At 37.7% G+C, this 21,667-nt stretch carries 19 protein-coding genes, 1 other RNA gene and 1 pseudogene; 16 read left to right on the forward strand and 5 right to left on the reverse strand.

The features are described from left to right. Window positions 1–32 precede the first annotated feature (32 nt). Together AA0X71_RS09475 and AA0X71_RS09480 are read right to left on the reverse strand one after the other, a co-directional pair. On the reverse strand, window positions 33–554 hold the full coding sequence (locus AA0X71_RS09475) for a helix-turn-helix domain-containing protein (RefSeq protein WP_161601797.1): 522 nt from the start codon (window positions 552–554) through the stop codon (window positions 33–35). Between the two features lie 284 nt (window positions 555–838). Beyond that, a pseudogene (locus tag AA0X71_RS09480) lies at window positions 839–1,090 on the reverse strand (Holliday junction resolvase RecU); the annotation flags it as partial. Between the two features lie 106 nt (window positions 1,091–1,196). Here AA0X71_RS09480 and AA0X71_RS09485 point away from each other — a divergent pair. From AA0X71_RS09485 to AA0X71_RS09495, 3 genes are all read left to right on the forward strand, one after another. Next, on the forward strand, window positions 1,197–2,225 hold the full coding sequence (locus AA0X71_RS09485; protein ID WP_413361615.1) for a DUF2515 family protein: 1,029 nt from the start codon (window positions 1,197–1,199) through the stop codon (window positions 2,223–2,225). Window positions 2,226–2,598: 373 nt separating this feature from the next. After that, window positions 2,599–2,871 (forward strand): hypothetical protein, encoded by a 273-nt coding sequence (locus AA0X71_RS09490; protein ID WP_413361616.1) that lies wholly within the window; start codon window positions 2,599–2,601, stop codon window positions 2,869–2,871. A gap of 64 nt (window positions 2,872–2,935) precedes the next feature. Next, a complete protein-coding gene (locus AA0X71_RS09495) occupies window positions 2,936–3,295 on the forward strand; it encodes a YppE family protein (RefSeq protein WP_413361617.1) in 360 nt (119 codons plus the stop codon). A gap of 39 nt (window positions 3,296–3,334) precedes the next feature. On the opposite strand, the gene yppF is transcribed toward AA0X71_RS09495, so the two are convergent. Continuing rightward, window positions 3,335–3,538, reverse strand: coding sequence for a YppF family protein (gene yppF / locus AA0X71_RS09500; protein WP_413361618.1), 204 nt, complete (start codon window positions 3,536–3,538; stop codon window positions 3,335–3,337). Between the two features lie 261 nt (window positions 3,539–3,799). Here yppF and AA0X71_RS09505 point away from each other — a divergent pair, with 261 nt between their 5' ends. After that, window positions 3,800–4,339 carry a YppG family protein gene (locus tag AA0X71_RS09505; RefSeq protein WP_413361619.1) on the forward strand — a complete coding sequence of 180 codons (540 nt, stop codon included), beginning with the start codon at window positions 3,800–3,802 and terminating at the stop codon, window positions 4,337–4,339. Window positions 4,340–4,397: 58 nt separating this feature from the next. Here the strand turns inward: AA0X71_RS09505 and AA0X71_RS09510 are convergent, their stop codons facing one another. Continuing rightward, the gene (locus AA0X71_RS09510) at window positions 4,398–4,865 is read right to left on the reverse strand and encodes an Hsp20/alpha crystallin family protein (RefSeq protein WP_413361620.1); all 468 of its coding nucleotides are present in this window, start codon (window positions 4,863–4,865) and stop codon (window positions 4,398–4,400) included. Between the two features lie 215 nt (window positions 4,866–5,080). On the opposite strand from AA0X71_RS09510, the gene hcp reads away from it, so the two are divergent. After that, the gene (gene hcp, locus AA0X71_RS09515; protein ID WP_413361621.1) at window positions 5,081–6,370 is read left to right on the forward strand and encodes a hydroxylamine reductase; all 1,290 of its coding nucleotides are present in this window, start codon (window positions 5,081–5,083) and stop codon (window positions 6,368–6,370) included. 54 nt (window positions 6,371–6,424) lie between these two features. Here hcp and AA0X71_RS09520 read toward each other — a convergent pair whose 3' ends face one another. After that, a complete protein-coding gene (locus AA0X71_RS09520; RefSeq protein ID WP_413361622.1) occupies window positions 6,425–7,117 on the reverse strand; it encodes a Crp/Fnr family transcriptional regulator in 693 nt (230 codons plus the stop codon). Window positions 7,118–7,305: 188 nt separating this feature from the next. On the opposite strand from AA0X71_RS09520, the gene AA0X71_RS09525 reads away from it, so the two are divergent. The 11 genes from AA0X71_RS09525 to AA0X71_RS09575 all read left to right on the forward strand — a co-directional run bounded on the left by AA0X71_RS09525 (window position 7,306) and on the right by AA0X71_RS09575 (window position 21,646). Next, entirely contained in the window at window positions 7,306–9,570 is a 2,265-nt protein-coding gene (locus tag AA0X71_RS09525; RefSeq protein WP_413361623.1) for a DEAD/DEAH box helicase, read from the forward strand. A 26-nt stretch (window positions 9,571–9,596) separates the two neighbouring features. Continuing rightward, window positions 9,597–10,877, forward strand: a complete 1,281-nt coding sequence (locus AA0X71_RS09530) for a ribonuclease H-like domain-containing protein (RefSeq protein WP_413361624.1) — start codon at window positions 9,597–9,599, stop codon at window positions 10,875–10,877. 426 nt (window positions 10,878–11,303) lie between these two features. After that, window positions 11,304–11,867 carry a DUF1273 domain-containing protein gene (locus AA0X71_RS09535; protein WP_413361625.1) on the forward strand — a complete coding sequence of 188 codons (564 nt, stop codon included), beginning with the start codon at window positions 11,304–11,306 and terminating at the stop codon, window positions 11,865–11,867. Window positions 11,868–11,967: 100 nt separating this feature from the next. Further along, entirely contained in the window at window positions 11,968–12,279 is a 312-nt protein-coding gene (gene gpsB, locus AA0X71_RS09540) for a cell division regulator GpsB (RefSeq protein WP_413361626.1), read from the forward strand. Window positions 12,280–12,349: 70 nt separating this feature from the next. Continuing rightward, an RNA gene (rnpB, locus tag AA0X71_RS09545) (RNase P RNA component class B) lies at window positions 12,350–12,758 on the forward strand. Between the two features lie 425 nt (window positions 12,759–13,183). Further along, window positions 13,184–14,935 carry a putative bifunctional diguanylate cyclase/phosphodiesterase gene (locus AA0X71_RS09550; RefSeq protein WP_413361627.1) on the forward strand — a complete coding sequence of 584 codons (1,752 nt, stop codon included), beginning with the start codon at window positions 13,184–13,186 and terminating at the stop codon, window positions 14,933–14,935. A gap of 4 nt (window positions 14,936–14,939) precedes the next feature. Further along, window positions 14,940–16,082 carry a THUMP domain-containing class I SAM-dependent RNA methyltransferase gene (locus AA0X71_RS09555; RefSeq protein ID WP_413361628.1) on the forward strand — a complete coding sequence of 381 codons (1,143 nt, stop codon included), beginning with the start codon at window positions 14,940–14,942 and terminating at the stop codon, window positions 16,080–16,082. A 64-nt stretch (window positions 16,083–16,146) separates the two neighbouring features. Beyond that, window positions 16,147–16,323, forward strand: a complete 177-nt coding sequence (locus AA0X71_RS09560; RefSeq protein ID WP_413361629.1) for a hypothetical protein — start codon at window positions 16,147–16,149, stop codon at window positions 16,321–16,323. 96 nt (window positions 16,324–16,419) lie between these two features. Beyond that, the gene (locus AA0X71_RS09565; RefSeq protein ID WP_413361630.1) at window positions 16,420–18,345 is read left to right on the forward strand and encodes an ATP-dependent DNA helicase; all 1,926 of its coding nucleotides are present in this window, start codon (window positions 16,420–16,422) and stop codon (window positions 18,343–18,345) included. Window positions 18,346–18,495: 150 nt separating this feature from the next. Then, window positions 18,496–20,304, forward strand: a complete 1,809-nt coding sequence (locus AA0X71_RS09570; RefSeq protein ID WP_413361631.1) for a sigma 54-interacting transcriptional regulator — start codon at window positions 18,496–18,498, stop codon at window positions 20,302–20,304. 145 nt (window positions 20,305–20,449) lie between these two features. After that, the gene (locus AA0X71_RS09575) at window positions 20,450–21,646 is read left to right on the forward strand and encodes an iron-containing alcohol dehydrogenase (RefSeq protein WP_413361632.1); all 1,197 of its coding nucleotides are present in this window, start codon (window positions 20,450–20,452) and stop codon (window positions 21,644–21,646) included. The last annotated feature ends 21 nt before the right edge of the window (window positions 21,647–21,667 follow it).

Genomic DNA, 21,667 nt, shown 5'->3' on the forward strand with positions numbered 1-21,667 from the left:
CTCCGGGCATATTGATTTTTTGTGCTATATAATTAGTCTTCTAACCAATTATAAAAAGGAATCTTCCTTTCCGGTTGGGATTGTGGAACGGATTGAATTCTTGCCACATTTCTATTTTGCTTAATGGGTACGGTATCAGTGGTCCAACCTTTGCTTATTGCTTTTTTAATAAATGCAGGAGGATTCTTAACTTTTGTAGGTGAGAGTTGCATAATTAATAATATTTCAAGTGTTCTATGAATACCAATATGTGATAAAATCCCAACCAATTCTTCAGAAGGGTCAGTTAAAGTAACAGCTTTATAAGCTAAAGCAACTGTCTCACTAACTTTTTCATGACTTGTACCTGCTGAGTAATCATTAGGGTATTGAAAATTTGTACTTTTTTCCTTTGAAGGAATCTTTTTCAAATCATCTATAGGTATTCTCCATCCTTGTGTATCGGATTCTTTTTTTGCATTTGGGAAATCTCCTTTACGTAGATAACGCCTAATTGTTTCTTCACTTTTGTTTAAATACTTGGCAGCTTGTTTTACAGTCAGAAAATTATTCAACATTTTCACCCCATTTTTATGCTTTCAAAAAAGGTCACTTTTTTAATACTTCTCTACAACAACACTACTACAAAAAAAATACTAAAATGTTGTAGTTGTAGTAGAGTCTACTTAGAGTCTATACAGAGTCTGTAAAGTAATTATGATTTAATAGTATCATTTTAAATAAATTTAAAACACCCCTTTATTTAATAAAGGGGTGAAATACTCTTGTGGCTATATTCATTGTTATATCAACGTTTATAAATATTTTTTTATTGAATAATATAATTTAGCCCTATACTGTACCTATAATTTATGACAGCAGCACTTCTTTTCGGATAATCGACTTGAACGATTTGAACAGGAGTTGGTTTTTTATGAATGACTGCCTTTCTACTCAAGAGATAGAATTCATTCGTTTCGTTTAAGTCCTCTTCTAGCGTCATTCCTCTTTTGCTGTAAGTAAAATCCTTTTCTTTCTTTTTCTTACTCGTTTTTTCTTCAGGTGATATAGGTTTAATAAATTTCTTTCCGTTTGGATAATGGAATTCCAAAGATAAACACCTCACAAACTACTCTTTATCATATCAGAAGTCCACTATTTTGGGTTGAATAAAAAGCACTAAATAACGAATTCTAAAGATAGCTGTTGAGGAAGAGGTGATTTTTATTGCTGTCAAAGTGTTTGAATTATCAGCTACTGAAAGAAAGATAATACACTCAATTCAGGACCTTGTAAAGCGAAACAACATTGATAATATTGCGCGGACAGAGGCTTATTTTCGTTATTATCAAGAAAATAAAGAGATCAAATGGTCCTTTTTAGCTCATATGGTATCCCGCAATGCAGGATGGAATATGTGTGACTTAGAAGGAAAATGGATTCCAAAAGTCATTGATAAGCATGAAAGAGATGTATTATTTCATACTTATGAAAAAGCAAATTGGCTTATATTTCAAGATGCGTTCCCTCAACTCCTTCTCTACCAATATTCGACGAAAAACAAGGAGGCTATGTTTCATCTTCTTCCATTTTTTCATGTTTCCAAGTTTATGGAGCAAGAGTGGGAGTACTACTGGCATTCGAAAGATCATGTAAGAATATTAATAGCATTAATCATTAATGAACAAAATATGATTCAAAAACCAGTTATAGACAACCCCTTTTATAGAAGGAGTGTATTTCGTACATCTTTATTTTCCTTTCAAGATTGGTTTCATTACAGCTGTGTCTTATTGCCAACCGTACACGGCGAATTATTTGGTGCAAGCGTTAGCGGTTTTCGTATTGTCGATAAAAGAATTGACTTAGGGAAAAGACTTGCCTCCATTCTATTTCATAAAAACCTATACCCATATTTCTATGAATTTGCAAAGAAAACCATACATACAGGTTCACGAGATGATTATGAACAGTATTTACATGACTATCCTAGGAGCAAGACAACACCTTTAAGACGAACGTTCCCAATCATCAATCATCACGATCAACGATTAAAAGATTGGTCTAAGTTGAAAAAAATAAAGCCAAAATGGTTTTCTCATACGATTCACCATCGGCATCCAGTCTGCATAACGAAATGGTTTAAGGGAAAGCAAAAAACATTGCATAAAGCCATTTTAGTGAAGGAAATATTCGTGAGGAAGTTTCACTTTCATAAAAATAAAGAAGAGATTGTGGAGGATTAGACGAATCTCCATAATCTCTTCTTTAGTGGATGTTACGTTGATGGTCTGTCTGGTCCTTCAAGTTTCTTATCACCAAAGCCAGCTTTTGATTCTTCAAGTTTTTTTGGCTGAGCATTTGTTTGTTTCTTTTTCTTTTTCATTTTTTAGCACCTCCATTTTTAGTGTGTTCAAACAAGTACATTTCATTCGTGTCGAATTGACGACAAAACCGTGAGAAATAGTACTATCTTTGCCGAATAACAACTAGTTTTGTCAATGTTGAAGGATGTATTTGATGAAGGGAGAATATAGTGCATATACATTAACGAAAATCGAAAGAAGCGACCTTTAAAATGAGGGAAATGGTGAAGATAAATAGGAGGAGGTAAGTAACATGGAAAAGGAACATGTACAGAAGGAAGAATTACTTGAAAAGTTAACAGAAATTTATGACCAGTTAGAGGAATTAGAGAAAACACTAGATACAAATTTAGCAGAAAACCGCAACAAGATTCTAAATGATCAATTTTCAAGATTAATGAGTTTGGATAGTCGAATTACTAAACTTGAAAATGCTTTTGATAGTGGTCCACTTAAATTTATTGAGAAGAAACGAAAGGCAAGTTTAACTCAAAGCTCAAACATGAAACTTGAACTTGGTTACTAATGTAAATACAATAAAAATAAAGTGGCTTTTAGCTACTTTATTTTTTTGTAGGAGGAAAACCAGTTTGAATGAGACTTTATTAGAGTTGACCGAAAAATTATTAGCATATATTGAACAAATTTCCGATAAATTTGAAGAGGTAAAGGAAACGAAAGTAAAGGGAGACTTTTTTCTTGAGGTGAAACCTTTTGCAGATGAAGTAAAAGGAGTAAAAGAAGAGTGGCATAATTTGGCGGTTAAGTGGATTCTGGAGAACAAACCGAAGTATTTACATGTTAAACAAATTGAATCCACATCGGAACAAATGGAATTACTATCGATTCAAGCATTTTTCCCTGAGACGAGTAGGACCCGTTTTATCAATTATTTGCAATCTGCACGTTTTATTCTGACGAGTCTTAACGATTTATTGAAGGGAAAATAAAATGGGAGAATGTGGCGATTCTCCCTTGGAAAAATAATATTAATATTGGGATTGGTTCTCGGTCTCTAGTTGAGGCATTTTTGCACCTTGAGATTCAAGCTCACGAACTAGTTTTTTATACTCACTCGACGTTATTTCATTAGATACATAAGCCTTTTTAGCGAAATCTAATAAATCGTTGACATCTTCAGTTTGATACTGCTTGTGGATTGAAAACTTTTCTTTCAGCTCGTGAACCAACATCAATATTCCTCCCTTTTTTCTTACAAGTGCTTTTCCTATTTCTATGTTTAATCGTATCATGAAATGAAACGGTCCTTTAATTTTTCTAAAATTGAAACTTCCGACAGTATGTCTCATCGTTTGACAAGTTTCTCTAAAGTCAGGGAGAAAGACTAGAATAGTCACAACATAGGCTGATCTATCATAAATTATCATGATGGATCAGTCTTATTTGTTTGATTAGTCATTTAATGCAGTTGAAGGTAAGGAGGGGAGATATAGATGTTTGGTCAAGTAAATTCATATCAGGTTTATCATCAAGCTCCACCTCATAGTTTTCCATCTTCATGGTCAATGGAGCAAGGGGGCGGGAATGCTATGCGGAATCAAAACTATTATTATACACCATACGCAAATCAAGGATGGCAGCCTTATGGACAAATGTATCAAAGCCCTCAACAGTACCCTTATGGACAAACGAACACTGGCCAATATCCTCCGTTCCAAGGGGAAGTACCCTTTGGACAGGAGCAAACCTATCCTGTTGAATCTATTTTACAAAATCCTTTACAACCAAAGAAAAACCAGGGAGGAATGAACCCATATATGGGATATACGAATCCATATATGCATCCTTATCCTAAGCCAGGGATGGGTGGGAATAAAGCACCTTCTGGAATGAACTCTTTCATGAACTCTTTTAAACAACAAGATGGATCATTAGATTTTAATAAAATGGTTGATACAGCTGGCCAAATGATGAATGCAGTAAACCAAGTTTCAGGTTTGGTAAAGGGCTTGGGAGGAATATTTAAGGTGTAGTTTCATACAAACATAAAAAATACGACCTCAGAGCGGGTCGTTTTTTTATGTTCGATTATTACTCTCCATCAGTAATGAGGATTTGCTTTCCTTTTAGTTTTGGCACGCGAATTTTTAATAGTCCATTTTGATAACTGGCTTTAACATTTTTCTCATCAATTACATGACCGAGATAGATGTTACGACTTAACTGTTGCGTCGATTGGCTCTTTTTGTAAGTATTCTTTTTTTCATCCTCTTCGATGACCATTTCTACGTTTTTAACGGAAATGTTGATAGAACGTTCAAGAATATCAATACTGATTTGCTCTTTTTTTACGCCAGGGAGCTCAGCTGTAATAATGATTTTTTCATCCAATTCCTTTACTTGGACAGGAAAGTTACTTAAAGGTAGTTGAAAAAATTCGTCCATGCTTTGGAGAAAACCCTTTACTGGTCTTTTGTAAAAAAAATCATTCATGAGATTTCTGAAATCACCGAAAGGATCCTGGGAATTTTCCGGCTCTTTAGGAAGTTTCGAAGACATGTTGAACAACTCCTCTTTCAAAAAATGGTCAGTATAGTGTATTCAGAAGGAGCAGAGCTGTTCATGAATTCTATAAGTTGAAGTGTGCAGGAGTTTACTTAAAGAGTGCATGTGCAAATTCTGAACGTTTTATGAAGTGTGATTTGGCTCACTTGATCGCAACTAGATGAAAGTTATATTGATACCGTAATGTAAAGAGAGAGGGGAATTGCGCAATGTTTTGTTATCAATGTGAACAAACTCCTACAGGTGGATGTAAGGTCATTGGAGTTTGTGGAAAAGATGAAACGATCGCGAGTTTGCAGGATACAATTATTTTTGGCTTAAAAGGAATTGCTGCTTACCGTACTCATGCCAATCAATTAGGAGCAACAGACGCATTTGTTGATGCAACAACACATGAAGCACTGTATATGACATTGACGAATTCGAACTTCAATGTTCAAGAGCATATTGATATGGCGATGAAAGTAGGTAGGTCAGCTGTACGAATGATGGAAGTTCTCGATGAAGCTCATACAAAAAGATTAGGAATTCCAGAACCGATTAGAGTCTCACAAAACAAGGTTGAAGGAAAGGCGATTATTGTTACAGGTCATAATCTTTTCGCCCTAGAAGAGCTTTTAAAGCAGACAGAAGGGAAAGGAATTAACATCTATACCCACTCTGAAATGCTTCCAGCACATGGCTATCCAGCTTTGAAAAAGTACTCCCATTTAAAAGGAAATCTAGGGAAGGCTTGGTATGACCAACGAAGATTATTTGAAAAATTCAACGGCGCCATTCTTGCGACCACAAACTGTGTAATGCCCATTAAAGGAAGCTATGCAGATAGAATGTTCTCCTATGAAGTAGCTGGACTTGAAAATGTTCAAAAAATTGTGGGTGATGATTTCACTCCATTGATTGAGAGAGCGTTAGAGCTACCTGAAGCTTATATTGATTCGGAAGAAACATTATTAACAGGTTTTCATCATGAAACCGTGTTAGGGCTTGCTCCAGAAGTGATAGCTGCAGTAAAGGAAGGGAAGATTAAGCGTTTCTTTGTCATTGCAGGCTGTGATGCACCAGGTAAAGGTGGAGAATATTATCGCGAACTAGCAACTTCATTACCACCAGAAACAGTAATTTTGACCACTTCTTGTGGCAAATTCCGTTTTAATGATGTAGATTATGGAACAGTTCCAGGAACTGACATTCCTCGTTACATAGACCTCGGTCAATGTAATAACTCTGGTTCTACGGTGAAGATTGCTAAAGCGTTAGCAGAAGCATTCGAATGTGAAATAAACGAATTACCAGTTAGCATCGTCCTTTCTTGGTTCGAACAGAAAGCTGTTGCGATTCTACTTGGGTTATTCAGTCTAGGCATCCAAGATATCCGAATTGGCCCAAAACCACCAGAATTCATTTCAGAAGGGGTCATGAACGTTCTTCAAGAAACCTTTAATTTGAAACTAATCGGAACTGCTCAGGAAGATATGGCAGAAATGCTTGGCAAATAAAAAAATCGTTCTTTTAAAAAAAAATCCGCCAGTTAACAAATCTGGCGGATTTTTTTATATTAGTTCGTCCATTAGTGTATCTGGGTTTAGTAGAAAGTTTCCTTTATCATCGACTTCGATTGTGCCTTCTTTTTTCATCTTCGTTAACGTTCGGCTAACGGTTTCACGCGTTGTTCCAATCATATTTGCTAAGTCTCGATTCGTGAATTCCCCTTTTAAGAGAAAAGAGCCATTATCTAATTCCTGACCGTGATTCTTTCCTAATCTAATCAGCAGCTTGACAATTTGTTCATATGTATTATTGATAATTTGTGATTCGAGTCGCTCTTGTAGCTCCACAATTTTTTCCCCTAGAACTTTAAATACTTTGATCGATAGTAATGGGTTTTCAATTAGGACATTTTCAAACTTAGAAATCGGGACCACGACTAATACCGCGTTCTCCACCACTTCAGAAAAAGCCGGATATCCTCCTTTTCTAAAGAAGCCCACATGTGGGAACATATCTCCCTTTTTTAAGAATGCTACAATCTGTTCTTTCCCTGTGACATCACTTTTATATATTTTAATTTTGCCATCATAAATAAAATAAACATTTTCTAAAGGATCGTCCTGCATAAACACATAAGTTCCTTTTTTCCATTCTCTAGAAATAGAAATATCAACGATTTTGGCTAACTCATCCTCATTTAAATCACGAAAAAGCGTAAATTTTGATAAAATTTCTTTTATATCTTCCTGTCTCATATTACACCTCAAATTTAAGTCATCTCCCTCTATTGTACATAAAATACATCTCTATTTCTAAAATCTTTGAGGCTGTTTTCTTACAAATTTACTTCGAAAAAATTTGGTAATAAAAATATCATTCAAATCTCTTTTTCTACGAACATTTATTCGATACAATAAAGAGATAAATAGTAGAGGTGAAAGCAATGAAGGTTCGAAAAAGCCTGAAGCATTTTTTAGAGGAATTAAAGCTTGAGGAAAACTTTAAAGAAAATATTGTCCATTGGCATACAATTGAGGAAAAGGAAGCTAAAACAGTCGAAATACCTTTTCATATAAATGAAAATTTAAAAAATGCCTTACAAAAACGAGGCGTTAACGAGTTATATACCCATCAGAGGTCTGCCTTTGAAGCTGTACAGAGGGGAGAAAATATTGTTGCGGTAACTCCAACTGCATCTGGGAAAACACTCTGTTATAATCTACCAGTCTTGCAAGCTATTACCGAGAATCCTCAGGCAAGGGCTCTCTATATTTTTCCTACAAAAGCGTTAGCTCAGGATCAAAAGAGTGAAATTAATGAGCTTATTGGTGAAGCTGATCTAATGATTAATAGCTATACATATGATGGGGATACTCAGAGCTCGATTCGGGAAAAGGTTCGTAAAGCAGGACATATCGTCATTACGAATCCAGATATGCTACACTCAGCAATCTTGCCGCATCACACGAAATGGGTTTCTTTATTCGAGAATTTAAAATATGTCGTCATCGATGAGCTTCATATTTATCGTGGCGTATTTGGTAGTCATGTCGCAAATGTCATTCGAAGATTGCAGAGGATTTGTCGATTTTACGGAACAGATCCAGTTTTTATCTGTACATCGGCGACTATTGCCAATCCATTAGAACTTGCAGAAAACCTTACAGGGAAGAAGATGACGTTAATTGATAATAATGGCGCACCGAGCGGAAAAAAACATTTTCTCTTTTACAATCCACCGATTGTCAATAAGCCGTTGAATATTCGTAGAAGTGCTACCTTAGAGGTACGCAAACTGGCAGGGGAGTTGTTGAAGAATCGGATCCAGACGATCGTCTTTGCCCGGAGCCGTGTAAGAGTAGAAATTCTCCTTACCTATCTACAGGAATTAGTCAAAAACCAACTCGGTCCGAAGGCGATTCGTGGCTATCGTGGTGGTTATTTACCGACTGAAAGACGTGCGATTGAAAAGGGACTACGCAATGGGGATATTTACGGAGTTGTTAGTACGAATGCATTAGAGCTTGGGGTTGACATTGGACAACTTCAAGTTTGTATTATGACAGGATATCCAGGTTCGATTGCAAGCTCATGGCAGCAAGCAGGTCGGGCAGGGAGAAGACATAGCGAATCGTTAGTCATTATGGTCGCGAGTTCAAGCCCGTTAGATCAATATATCATCGAGCATCCCGATTATTTTTTTACGAGAAGTCCTGAAACGGCAAGAATCAATCCAGATAATCTTATTATTCTTATTGATCATATAAAATGTGCAGCTTACGAGCTTCCTTTTAAAAAAGGCGAGCGTTTTGGTGCCTTCGAAACAGAAGATGTATTAGAGTATCTAGTAGAGGAAAGAGTTCTTTATCAACGAGGCGATAAATGGTATTGGATGAACGATTCCTTTCCAGCTCATAATATTAGCCTTCGTTCTGCTTCACAGGAGAACATCGTGATCATTGATCAATCAAATGTAGCTAATGTGAGAGTAATAGGGGAGATGGACCGTTTTTCAGCAATGACCCTATTGCATGAAGAAGCTATTTATCTTCACCAAGGAGTCCAATATCAAGTAGAAAAGCTTGATTGGGAGGAGAAGAAGGCTTTTGTCCGCGAGGTAGATGTCGATTATTTCACAGATGCCAATCTTGCTGTAGAACTTAAAGTGCTTGAAATCGATAAGCGTCGTTCGATAAATCATACAGAAGTTGCCTATGGCGATGTGAGTATACTGGCGAAGGCCACGATTTTCAAAAAAATTAAGTTTGATAGCCATGAAAATATCGGTTCTGGTCCAATCTCCCTTCCAGAGGAGGAGCTACATACGAGCTCTGCGTGGATCTCGATTGAGGAAGGGCTAGAGTTATCCGAATCAAGAATGGAACAAGGGCTAATCGGCGCTGCCCATGCTCTCCGTTATATCGCTCCTGTTTTTGTGATGTGCGATTCCGGAGATATTCATGTTGTGCCACAGGTAAAGGCGGTACACAATGAGAAACCAACGATCTTCTTTTATGACCGTTATCCTGGGGGAATCGGATTAAGTGAGAAAATCTATGATGGGATCGAAAGTGTTCTCAAAGAGGCTAAAGGGATGATTAACCGTTGCCAATGTGAAAGTGGTTGTCCATCTTGTATTGGCACAGATCCAACGAGCGAACATGCCAGAAATGACGCTTTGCAAATTCTTGAACGATTTTTAAGGTGACCGAGTTAGAAGAGGGAAGTGTGAACATGTCTTTTCGTAGTAAATTGAATCGCCTAAAACCACATATTCGAAGTGAAAAAACGGATGATATAAAAACTTCTTTGCAAGGTGAGCAGCTTGGGGGAGTTGTTCCACATCAAGAGCAATGGGAACGAAATTTTGTCAGCCCATACTATTATGACGGTGATTTTTGTTTGATCCGTGAAAAGGAATATCCTTTGGAGCAAAAGTATGGGAAGTATACCTTTTCTCAATTTCTTGATGCAGTTAGGGCTTGGAATCATAGCTCTGTTGAACACCCATTGTCTTCAAAGGGATATGATCATGAACAATTATTTTTCTTTGATACCGAGACAACAGGTTTAGGAGGAGGAACGGGAAATACGATTTTTCTGCTCGGCTATGCCTCCGTAAAAAATGATAAGGTCGTCTTACGTCAGCATTTTCTTCCGCATCCAGCAGCAGAGGTCCCATTGTATCAAAGCTTCCTTGAGAACATCGATTATCGAACGCTCGTGACCTATAATGGCAAAGCATTTGATTGGCCACAGGTAAAAACAAGGCATACACTAATAAGAGAACTCGTACCGAAGCTGCCATCTTTTGGCCATTTTGATTTATTTCATGGGGCGAGACGATTATGGAAGCATAAATTAGATAGGCTTAAACTATCAATCGTTGAAAAAGAAGTACTTGGGATTGAACGGGAGGAAGATGTACCTGGTTATCTTGCACCGATGATCTATTTTGATTTTGTTGAAACAGGGAAGCCAGATGGAATGCTTGGTGTTTTGCAGCATAATGAAATGGATATCTTGTCTCTTATTACGCTGTACACTCATATCACCTTCCAGCTTTTAAATATTGATCAATCAAGGACGGTTTCAGAAGGCTATGAGGTGGGACGGTGGTATGCTTCCTTAGGAGAAAGCACAGGTGCATTAGAAAATCTTTCTTTGGTTGCAAACGGAACAGAAGAGAGTGCTTTAAAGGCAAAACTAGCCCTCTCTTTGGAACGCAAAAAATTAAAAGAATGGGATTCGGCAGTTGTTCTTTGGCGAGAGCTTGCCGATGGTAACAACAAAAGTATGGCATTTGAGGCTTGCATTGAGTTAGCGAAGTACTATGAGCATCGGCAGAAAAATTTGCAGGACGCCCTCTCGTATTCGGAAAAAGCCCTTCACATTTTGCAAGAAAAAATGGCGATTTGGAGAGGAAAGGATTCTACTACATTTGCCGAGGTGGAAAAAAGAATTGAACGAATTACAAAAAAAACAACTACAAAGAAAAAACCACTAATTCCCTAGTTGTCTAATCACTTTGACACAGTTACAATATGTATTATACGGTTGGCTTAAAAGAGCTTGCCAATGAATAAAGTTAAAGTGAGTGAAGAGCATTGCAAAAGGTGATTTTACTTTTGTTTTTTATTATCATCGGTCTAACAGCGATTATTTTTACAAACATTAAACATTATGCGTTATTTTAAATAAGGCTCCAGTTTTTGGGTCCTTTTTACATAGGCTGTTTTCGTACGGATTGTGGTTATTGAAATGGTCCTAATGCCGACGATTTCGATTTTATATGGAGCACCGTACCACGGATGGAATAAGCAAGCTCTTTTCTCTGTTATTTTTTGCTTACCCGTATAAATAAGGATTTTCTATTTGATGTTATTGATAGGTAGCAACAAGTACTTTGAAAAGAGCTTTTACATAAGGAGTTTCTAAAATTTGAGTAAGGTAGCGGTTATTTCTGGATATAAACCACATGAGCTTGGATTATTTAGTCATAATGATCCAAACATTGAATACATTAAATTAGCGCTAAAAAAACAATTGCTCGCACGACTTGATGAAGGGCTAGAATGGGTTATGATTAGTGGCCAACTAGGAACTGAACTTTGGGGAGCAGAAGTTGTTTTTGACCTACAGCTTGAGGGATATGACGATTTAAAGCTTGCAGTTATTACTCCTTTTTTGAATCAAGAAGAAAACTGGAAGGACGAGAAAAAAGAGTGGTATGAATCAATCCTAATCCAAGCAGATTTTGTTGATTCTATTACGAAAAAAAAGTACGAAAATCCTTGGCAGTTTCGTTTGAAAAACCAGTTCTTAGTGGAAAAGAGTGATGCACTAATTCTTTTATACGATTCTGAAAAAGACGGTAGTCCTAAGTTTTTGTATGAAACAGCACGGAAATATCAAGAGAATCATCCGTATGAGATCGATTTAATTGATTTTTACGATCTTCAAGCTATTGTTGAAGAAGAACAGATGAAAAATAGCGATTTTTAATAAAAAATCAGTAGAACTTGGCATATTTGAAAAGAAAAATTGACAAAGTTGCATATTTTTGAAAAAATAATGATAACGATTGGCGTTTAGAGGTGAATATATGCATTCAGATAAAATAAGATTATCGGCAAAAGATATTTTGGAAAAAGAGTTTAAAACAGCAATGCGAGGCTATAAACCTGAAGATGTAGATAAATTTCTAGATATTATCATCAAGGATTATGAAACGATGCAAGCAGAAATCGAAGAGCTCCAACAAGAAAACATCAAGCTCAAAAGGGTTGCAGAGGAATCGGCCAAGCGTCCAGCTCCAGCACCTGCTCCACAAACAACGGGTACAACGAACTTCGATATATTAAAGAGATTATCGAATTTAGAGAAGCATGTGTTTGGAAGCAAGCTGTACGACTGATAGAAATTGAAACAATAATTTCCATTGCTATTCTTTTCATTCTTTCATATAATAATTCTTGTAGTTAATAACGTTCGGGTAATCGCTGCAATAAGCTTTTAGCGAATTGTAGAGGAAAGTCCATGCTCGCACAGGCTGAGATGTCTGTAGTGTTCGTGCCTAGCGAAAAAATAAGCTAGGGCATTAAGGAAGAGGCGTAGCTTCTTCTTTTTTGACGGCAGGGAAAATGCCTAAGTCATTGATGATATGGCATGAATACCTTGAAAGTGCCACAGTGACGGAGCCTCCTCAGAAATGAGTAGGGTGGAACGAGGTAAACCCCACGAGCGAGAAACCCAAATTATGGTAGGGGCACCTTCTTTAAGGAATTGAACGAGAAAGAAGGACAGGTTCATTGTAATCTGTAGATAGATGATTACCACCGGAGTACAAGACGAAGGTCGTTTGCAGTACAAAGGAACAAAACATGGCTTACAGAACGTTATTAAGGACTTTAAAACATGATTATGAAGTGAAAATGACTTGTTTGGAAAAGCTCTCCACAGTGGAGGGCTTTTCTTATGCTTTAGGAAATTATAGATTTCGCGGTTGTGTATAACGTTGTTACGAAGTGTATCTACGTCTAGCTCCAGCGCCTATCGCCTAACAAACTTCAGGTCCCCTCCCTACGATAAGTCAACCAAGAATTGCTATCGCAATTCAGGTTTCCTATATCTCAGTCGAGGCCCTTCCAGTTATGTACGGCGATGTTCAAGGCGCTTGCGCTTTTTTTATGTGTTTTAATAAAATTTACTTTTTAACATAAATGACATACATATGTTTTTTATTGACTGTCACCATATGATTTAATAGAGATAGAAGAGTATAAACACAGCAAAGCGGAATCAGCAATGGGGGTTTTTTTGTGGCTGAGAAGAAAACTGGTCATTACTTGATAAAAGATAGGTCAAAACAAAAAGATTTTCAAAATGAAAGGCAAATCGCTGCCAAAGTATTAGAAAACATTAGTGAGGGTGTTATCATTACAGATAAAAAAGGTAATATCCTGGCTGTCAATCCTGCTTTTGAAATCGTAACAGGCTATTTGGAAGCAGAAGTTATTGGACATAATCCACGTATTTTCCAATCGGGGATTCATGGCCCAAGCTTCTATCAGGAGATGTGGAAAAATGTTTTGACACTTGGAAAATGGCAGGGTGAGATTTGGAATAAAAAGAAAAACGGGGATGTCTACCCTGAATGGATCACGATAAGTTCGATTAAAGATAAGTTGGGTGAGGTGACAAATTTTGTTGCCGTTTTCTCAGATATAACCGATCGAAAGCATGCAGAAGAAAAACTAAGACAACTTGCTCATTATGATTCTTTAACAGGAGTTGCGAATCGGTACACGTTGAACAAGCACTTGGACAGTCTAATTGAAACCGCATCAAAGTATAATCAACAACTAGCTGTTTTATTTCTAGATTTGGACCGTTTTAAACAAATAAATGATACACTTGGACATAACTACGGAGATCAGCTTTTAAAGGAAGTTTCTCTTCGTCTAAAAAGATTGATTAAAAATAAAGATTTAATCGCAAGACTAGGTGGAGATGAATTCGTCATCGTCCTCTCAAATATAAAACATCCAAAAGAGGCTGTCAGTGTGGCAGAGGATATTATAGATGCTCTTTCTTCATCATTTATCCTCAATCATCATGAGGTGTATGTAACAACGAGCATTGGAATCAGTTTGTTTCCGCTTGATGGAAGTTCGCTTGAAACCCTGTTGCGAAATGCAGATAAGGCAATGTACAAAGCAAAATCTAATGGGAAAAATCAGTATGAACTCTATCATGAAGAAATGCATAAAGACGAATCGAAACAAATGAAAATGGAAGTCAATCTTCGGAAGGCTCTTGAGCATAATGAATTTTTTCTTGTTTATCAACCACAGATCAATCTTAAGACAGGTAAAATTATTGGAATTGAAGCGTTAATTCGCTGGAAACAAAATGAACAAGGTGTTATTTCACCACGCCAATTTATCCCATTGGCAGAAGAAACGGGATTAATTGTACCGATAAGCGAATGGGTCATAAACCAGGCGTTTTCGGATATACAAAAGATCCATTTACATGGACATTCAAAGATGATGGTAAGTATTAATATATCTGCCCTTCACTTCAATCAAGAAAACTTTGTGAAATCAGTGGAAACGACTCTGCAGCATACAAACGTCAATCCGCATTCAGTTGATTTTGAATTAACTGAGAGTACGATTATGCCAAATGCCTCTGAGACGATTACCAAACTGGTTAAGCTCAAAAAATTGGGAATTAAACTCTCGATTGATGATTTTGGGACAGGCTATTCGTCTTTAAGTTATTTAAACCGCTTTCCGTTGGATACACTGAAAATAGACAAAAGTTTTATAAAGAATATTGATAAATATCATGATGATTCTAGTATTGTAGAGGCGATTATATCGATTGCCCATCGATTAAATTTATCTGTGGTCGCTGAAGGTGTGGAAAGTAAAAAACAAGTATCCTTTTTGAAAACAGGAGACTGTGATCATATACAAGGCTTTTATATAACAAAACCACTCCCATTTGAGGAACTGATCGATTTTCTTGAATACTGGGACGAAGATCAAATAATTAAAGGGTGAAAAAATGTCTAAATATCTATTAATCGCCACATCTGCAATGGGCTTGGAAGCAATTGTGGCAAAGGAAGTAAGAGAACTTGGTTATGAATGTGAAGTAGACAATGGGCGAATTTATTTTCGCGGTGATGAGCTTGCCATTGTACGCAGCAATTTATGGCTAAGAACAGCAGATAGAATCAAATTAGTAGTAGGCGAATTTAAGGCAACGACCTTTGATGAGCTGTTTGAAAAAACAAAGGCATTGCCATGGGAACAATTTTTACCTGAAAATGCCGAATTTCCTGTTTCAGGGAAATCAGTAAAATCAAAACTTTTTAGTGTATCAGATTGTCAAGCCATCGTGAAGAAGGCAATTGTAGAACGACTCAGAAAGAATTATAAAAAAACAACATGGTTTGAGGAAAATGGTCCACTTTTTAAAATCGAAGTGTCAATATTAAAGGATAAAGCGCTATTAACGATTGATTGTAGTGGAGCAGGACTTCATCGTAGGGGCTATCGTGTTGGACAAGGGGAAGCGCCAATTAAAGAAACTTTGGCTGCGGCTTTAGTGTTATTAACGAATTGGACCCCTGATCGTCCTTTTGTTGACCCATTTTGTGGTTCTGGAACGCTGACGATTGAAGCTGCGTTAATAGGTCAAAATATCGCGCCCGGTTTTAACAGAGAGTTTGTTTCTGAAAATTGGGGTTGGATAACAGATAAACAGTGGGACGAAGGTAGAATGGAAGCCGAAGATCTCGCTAAGTATGACCAGCCTATCGATATTACTGGTACGGATCTCGATCATCGAATGGTCAAAATTGCTAGTGAAAATGCGATTGAAGCAGGACTTGCAGATTTGATTGCCTTTAAGCAAATGCAAGTAAAGGATTTTACGACAACGAAGGAATATGGTGTTATTGTTGGCAATCCTCCGTACGGGGAAAGACTTGGGGACAAAGAAGCAGTGGAGAAAATGTATCGCGAGATGGGACAAGCTTTTGCCCCATATGATACATGGTCTGTCTACATGCTTACTTCAAATGAAAACTTTGAAGCTTGCTACGGGAAACCAGCGACAAAGAAAAGAAAACTGTTCAATGGCTTTATTAAAACGGATTACTACCAGTATTGGGGGAAAAGACCTCCGCGAAATAAAGATTAAGGTATAAACCAAGCAACGATAGAATAGAATACTATTGTCATTAATTGGATTTGGAGGAGTGGCAATGAGATATTCTACTATTGATTTTAATACAATTGAACGTGCCTTATCTTACTCGATTGAAGCACTTGGGAATGAGCAAAATGAAGAGCTTCAATCTCCAGCAATCGAAAAACTTGTGAACGCGAAAGAAGAATTAAAACGAGCGTTGTCATATTCTTTATCACGGATTAACGGATAGCTTAAACACAAACACATAAAGTCAAAGGGCTGACTCTACAGTGATTCAGAGTTAGTCTTTTTTCTTGTGGGTAGAGAAGAAAAATGGAGGATGAACATGCAAAAGACCAAATTGCCTTTTACGGTTTCAAAGACGGAAACCTTTATGGATAAATTAGGAGAATGGATAGGGGATGTCTTTTACGATATTTTACCTGAGGCGGGCTTTGAGCTAAGGGATGAACAGGTCTATATGGCCTTTCAATTAGAGAAGGCTTTCAAGGAGAAAAAGGTTATTTTTGCTGAAGCGGGGGTTGGAACTGGAAAAACAATCGTATATCTTCTTTACGCGATTTGTTATGCACGATATATGAATAAGCCTGCAATCATTGCCTGTGCCGATGAAAATTTAATTGAACAGCTTGTTAAAAAGGAAGGCGACATTGCTCGTCTTGAAAAAGCGCTAGATTTAACGATTGATGTTCGATTAGCGAAATCAAGAGATCAATATTTATGTTTGAAAAAATTGGACAAGTCAGTTTTAGACGGAGAACCATATAGTGAAGTATACGACCAGCTCCCAGCATTTGTCCATCGAGATACTTCCATGCAGGCTTTTGCCCATTATGGAGATCGAAAGGATTACCCGCAATTAACAAATGAGGAATGGCTAAATATTGGTTGGGATCCGTTGCAAGATTGCTTTTCATGTGAAATGAGGCATCGTTGCGGCCAAACGTTACACCGGGATTATTATCGGAACGCAACAGATTTAATTATATGCTCCCATGATTTTTATATGGAACATATTTGGACAAAGGAATCGAGAAAACGGGAAGGCCAGTTGCCGCTTTTACCAGAAAGCTCATCTGTTGTGTTTGATGAAGGACATTTGCTTGAATATGCAAGCCAAAAAGCCCTTACGTACCGACTTTCAGAGCTGACATTGGAAACCCTTTTGACGAGATTAATGGAAAATGATGTACGTGAAAAAACGCTTCATATTATCGATGAAGCGATCATGGAAAATGAACATTTCTTTGCTGAAATCACAAAAGCGACAAATAAAAACAGCGAATCGGAAAAACAAATGCTCACGAAGACCCCTGCAGTGATGGCGCAAGCAAAAAAACTACAACACCTACTGATGGAGCTTGAAGAAGAGCTTGTATTTGAAAGTGAAATGTATATCATTAATGAATATGATTTGAAAATTGTTGAGGAATATTTAGAACAAATTACGTATTCTTTATCTTTATTTTTAAAAGAGTTAAAAGGGATTATTTGGTTCGAGGAAACGAGCGAAGAAAGAACGCTCGTGATCATGCCAAGAATGGTTGAAGATATTATGAGAGAGGATGTTTTTTCGCAAAAGAAACCATTTATTTTCTCATCGGCAACTTTATCAGAAAACGGTTCCTTCCAATATATGGCGAAGAGCTTAGGTATCGATGATTATCTTTCATTTTCAGTCCAATCACCATTTGACTATGAGGAAAACATGGTCATCAAGATGCCTTCGTTTAATCGAGAGAATACTCATGCAAAGTATGAATATACATTGGAACAACTTCGTTCATCAAATGGTAGGGGACTCGTTTTATTCACTACAGAGGATGATTTGAAGCAATTTAAAGCCTTTTCTGCTGGAAAGTCAGACTTTCTGATTTATTTTGAGGGAGATGCAGAAATTAGTACTTTAGTTGCCCGTTTTCAAAACGAGGAAGAGTCTGTCCTCTGTGCTACACATCTGTGGGAAGGGCTAGATATTCCTGGCAGCTCTCTTGAAAATGTCATTATATTTGATTTGCCATTCCCGCCCCATGATCCTGTATTTACAGCAAAGCGTGAAGGTTCTAAGGATCCATTCGAAGAAGTGGATATGCCCTATATGCTTTTACGTTTACGCCAAGGGATAGGGCGCCTTATTCGTTCACACGAAGATAAAGGAATTGTTCATATATTAATCAAAGATGATCTGAACGGGAATGTGTTGGAAAAAGTAAAGCATGTTCTACCTATTGAAGTACAAGGAATTAAATAACAAAATATTTCCCCTTTCGATGACAAATGAAAGGGGATTTTTTGTATTACACTGATTAAAGTTTGATGATTAATGAATATCCAAAAGCTTATCGCTCTCGTAAAAGTGTTATAATTTTAGCAATATGACTATACTCGGAGGGAATAGGGGATGCACTTGTTCGTTTCTGAAATAGAACAGAATTTACACAAAGATGAATTATTTCGTGTGAAAAATTGGATGACTCCAAGTCCATACTTTATGAAACCAGGTCAAAGTTTGTCAGAAGCATCAAAAAAAATGGTACAGTTTCATTTAGACTACGTGCCTGTTATCGATGAAAACAACCGCTTTGTAGGGATCATTACCTCAGGGAAGCTCCTGAATTATTTTGCTCATGGCAATAGTGGGGATGCTTATGTCGGCAACATCCCAAAGACGAATTTGCCCAAAATCCGTCCCAATGACTCGATTCTTGATGTCATTTCATTGCCATATGATCAACTTCCTGTTATCGATGACGATGGCAAATTACTTGGTATTTTAACGACTAGAGATTTGCTTGATGGACTCACTAAATATATTTATCGATTGAAACAGCAACAAAACGTTGATGGTGTACTTGGAGCGATTTTGGAAAGTGCCTATGAAGGAATTGCTGTTGTGGATGAGAATGGGATTCTGCAAGAATTTAATGAGGCTTATAGTCGATTTACCGGGATTAAAAGAGAAGAGGCAATTGGAAGGCATGTAACAGAGGTCATTGATAACACTCACCTCCATGACACGGTGAAAACTGGTATTGCCGAAAGAGGTGTTCTTCAAAATATACAGGGGCACGATATGGTCGTTCACCGGATTCCTATTTGGAGAAATAACAAAATTGTTGGAGCCATTGGGATGCTTATTTTTGAAGGAGTATCAGAGGTTTATAAAATTTATGAAAATTTACAGAAAAACGAAAAGAAAAATTCGGACAATCTGACAACAAAACAGGAACGAGACAGCCGCATGACACTCGATCAAATCATTGGCACAAGTGAAGGAATAACAGAAGTGAAGCGACTAGCAAGAAAGGCAGCTCGAACAGCGGCCACTGTCCTCATTACAGGGGAAAGTGGAACGGGAAAAGAGATGTTTGCCAAAAGTATTCACCACCTTAGTCCTTTTTCCACTGGTCCCTTTATAAGCGTAAACTGTGGCGCTATCCCTGAGCAATTAATTGAATCTGAACTTTTTGGGTATGAAGAGGGAGCCTTTACCGGAGCGAGAAAAGGCGGTAAGCCAGGAAAATTCGAACTAGCTCATAATGGGACGATCTTTTTGGATGAAATTGGAGAAATGCCACTTGTGATGCAAACAAAGTTGTTGCGAGTTCTTCAAGAAAAGGAAGCAGAACGAGTTGGTGGGGTCAAAAAATACCAAACCAACGTAAGGGTTGTTGCAGCCACAAACCGTAACTTAATGCAAATGATTGAAAAAGGAGAATTTCGAGAGGACCTATACTATCGGCTAAATATTATTCAGTTACATATTCCACCCCTTCGCGAGCGTAAAAAAGATATTCCAGTTTTGCTCGTTCATTATCTAAAGGAGATATGTGATCGCTATGAGATGCCAGGAAAAATTTACACATCAGAAGCCGTCGATGGATTAATCTCTTATTCTTGGAGAGGGAATATCAGGGAATTAGTCAATACAGTCGAACAACTCGTAACTCTTGTTGACGGAAAAGTGATCGACTATCAACATCTCCCAGAATCGATAAAAAAGACGGAATCTTCTATAAATGCGGAAGTATTGCAAATATCTGCAGTGGGATCGATTGAAGAAGCAAAGTACCTCGGTCACAAAAGGGAGGTAGAGTTGATCATTGAAGCGCTTAGAAAGGCTGGCGGAAATAAATCAAAGGCTGCAGAACTACTTGGTATTCACCGTACCACTCTATATCAAAAATTGAAAAAGCACGGGATATCTTAAGTGTAGTGAGTTGACTACAAAAAATCTACATCTGTAGTGGTGTATCTACATAATTAAAAGTTTAAAAGGTTGATATAACTAGATTTCGAAGTTGGCATGCTCCTTGCAAGAATAAATGTGACTATGTAAAAGGGGTGAATGTTTGATGGAGAAATCAGCCGTTTTCCGTGCACCGGAAGCTATTTTTTATGGAAGAGATTCCATGAAAAAAGTAGGAGCAGAAGCTGCACTAAGAGGGAAAAAGGCATTAATTATCAGCGATCAGATCATGAATCAGCTTGGATATGTAAGCGAGTGCATAACAAATCTCCAATCGCAAGGCGTACAGAGTGAAGTATACCTCGGGGTGGCGTCTGAACCAACAGACCAATATGTTGCGGAGGGTCTGGAGCTTTTTCAGAAAGAAAGCTGCGATCTCGTTATTTCTCTAGGTGGTGGCAGTTGTATTGATACGGCGAAGGCGATTGCCGTATTAGCAACAAATGGGGGATATATTGGTGATTATATGGGGGGAAAAAGATTAGCTCAATATGAGTCCATTCCCCACATTGCCATTCCGACAACAGCGGGTACGGGTTCAGAGGCAACCGATGTAACCGTCATCACGAATACTTCTAGTTCTGTCAAAATGATGATTAAGCAGCCGATCTTTATGCCGAGGGTAGCCATCGTTGACCCATTGCTGACCATTTCCTCACCTAAGAGTGTTACATCCGCAACAGGAATCGATGCTTTAAGTCATGCAGTGGAAGCCTATCTATCAAAAAAGGCCCATCCGATGACAGATACGATGGCACTATCAGCAATGAAGCTAATCGTAGAAAATATTTTAACCGCTTACAATGATGGAGAGGATGTCGATGCCCGAGAGGCGATGAGTCTGGGTTCTCTTCAGGCAGGAATGGCTTTTACAAATGCTTCTGTATGCCTAGTGCATGGAATGAGCCGTCCAATCGGGGCATTGTTTCACGTTCCACATGGGATTTCAAACGCAATGCTTTTACCAGCTGTATTAGAATTTAGCCAAAATGAATGTGTGGAGCGCTTAGCTGACATCGGGAAAATTTTTCAAGGCAATGATGAAAACCTTTCCAATCAAGAGGCAGCAAAAGTAGCCGTGCAATCGATTAAAGACCTATGCTTAAAATTAAATATTCCGAATTTAAGAGGTTGGGGAATTGATGAAGAGGCATTTAAGACAGCCGTAGATAAAATGGCTAGTGACGCTCTCGATAGTGGCAGTCCTGGAAATAATCCAAGAGTTCCGTCCCATCGTGAACTCATAGAACTGTACTATGAGTGCTATGATTATCAGTTTTCCTCTGAAACAGAGAAAGTATAACAGAGGACGGAGGTCTTATTT

The organism is Robertmurraya phoenicis (assembly GCF_047302285.1).
Taxonomy (GTDB): domain Bacteria; phylum Bacillota; class Bacilli; order Bacillales; family Cytobacillaceae; genus Robertmurraya.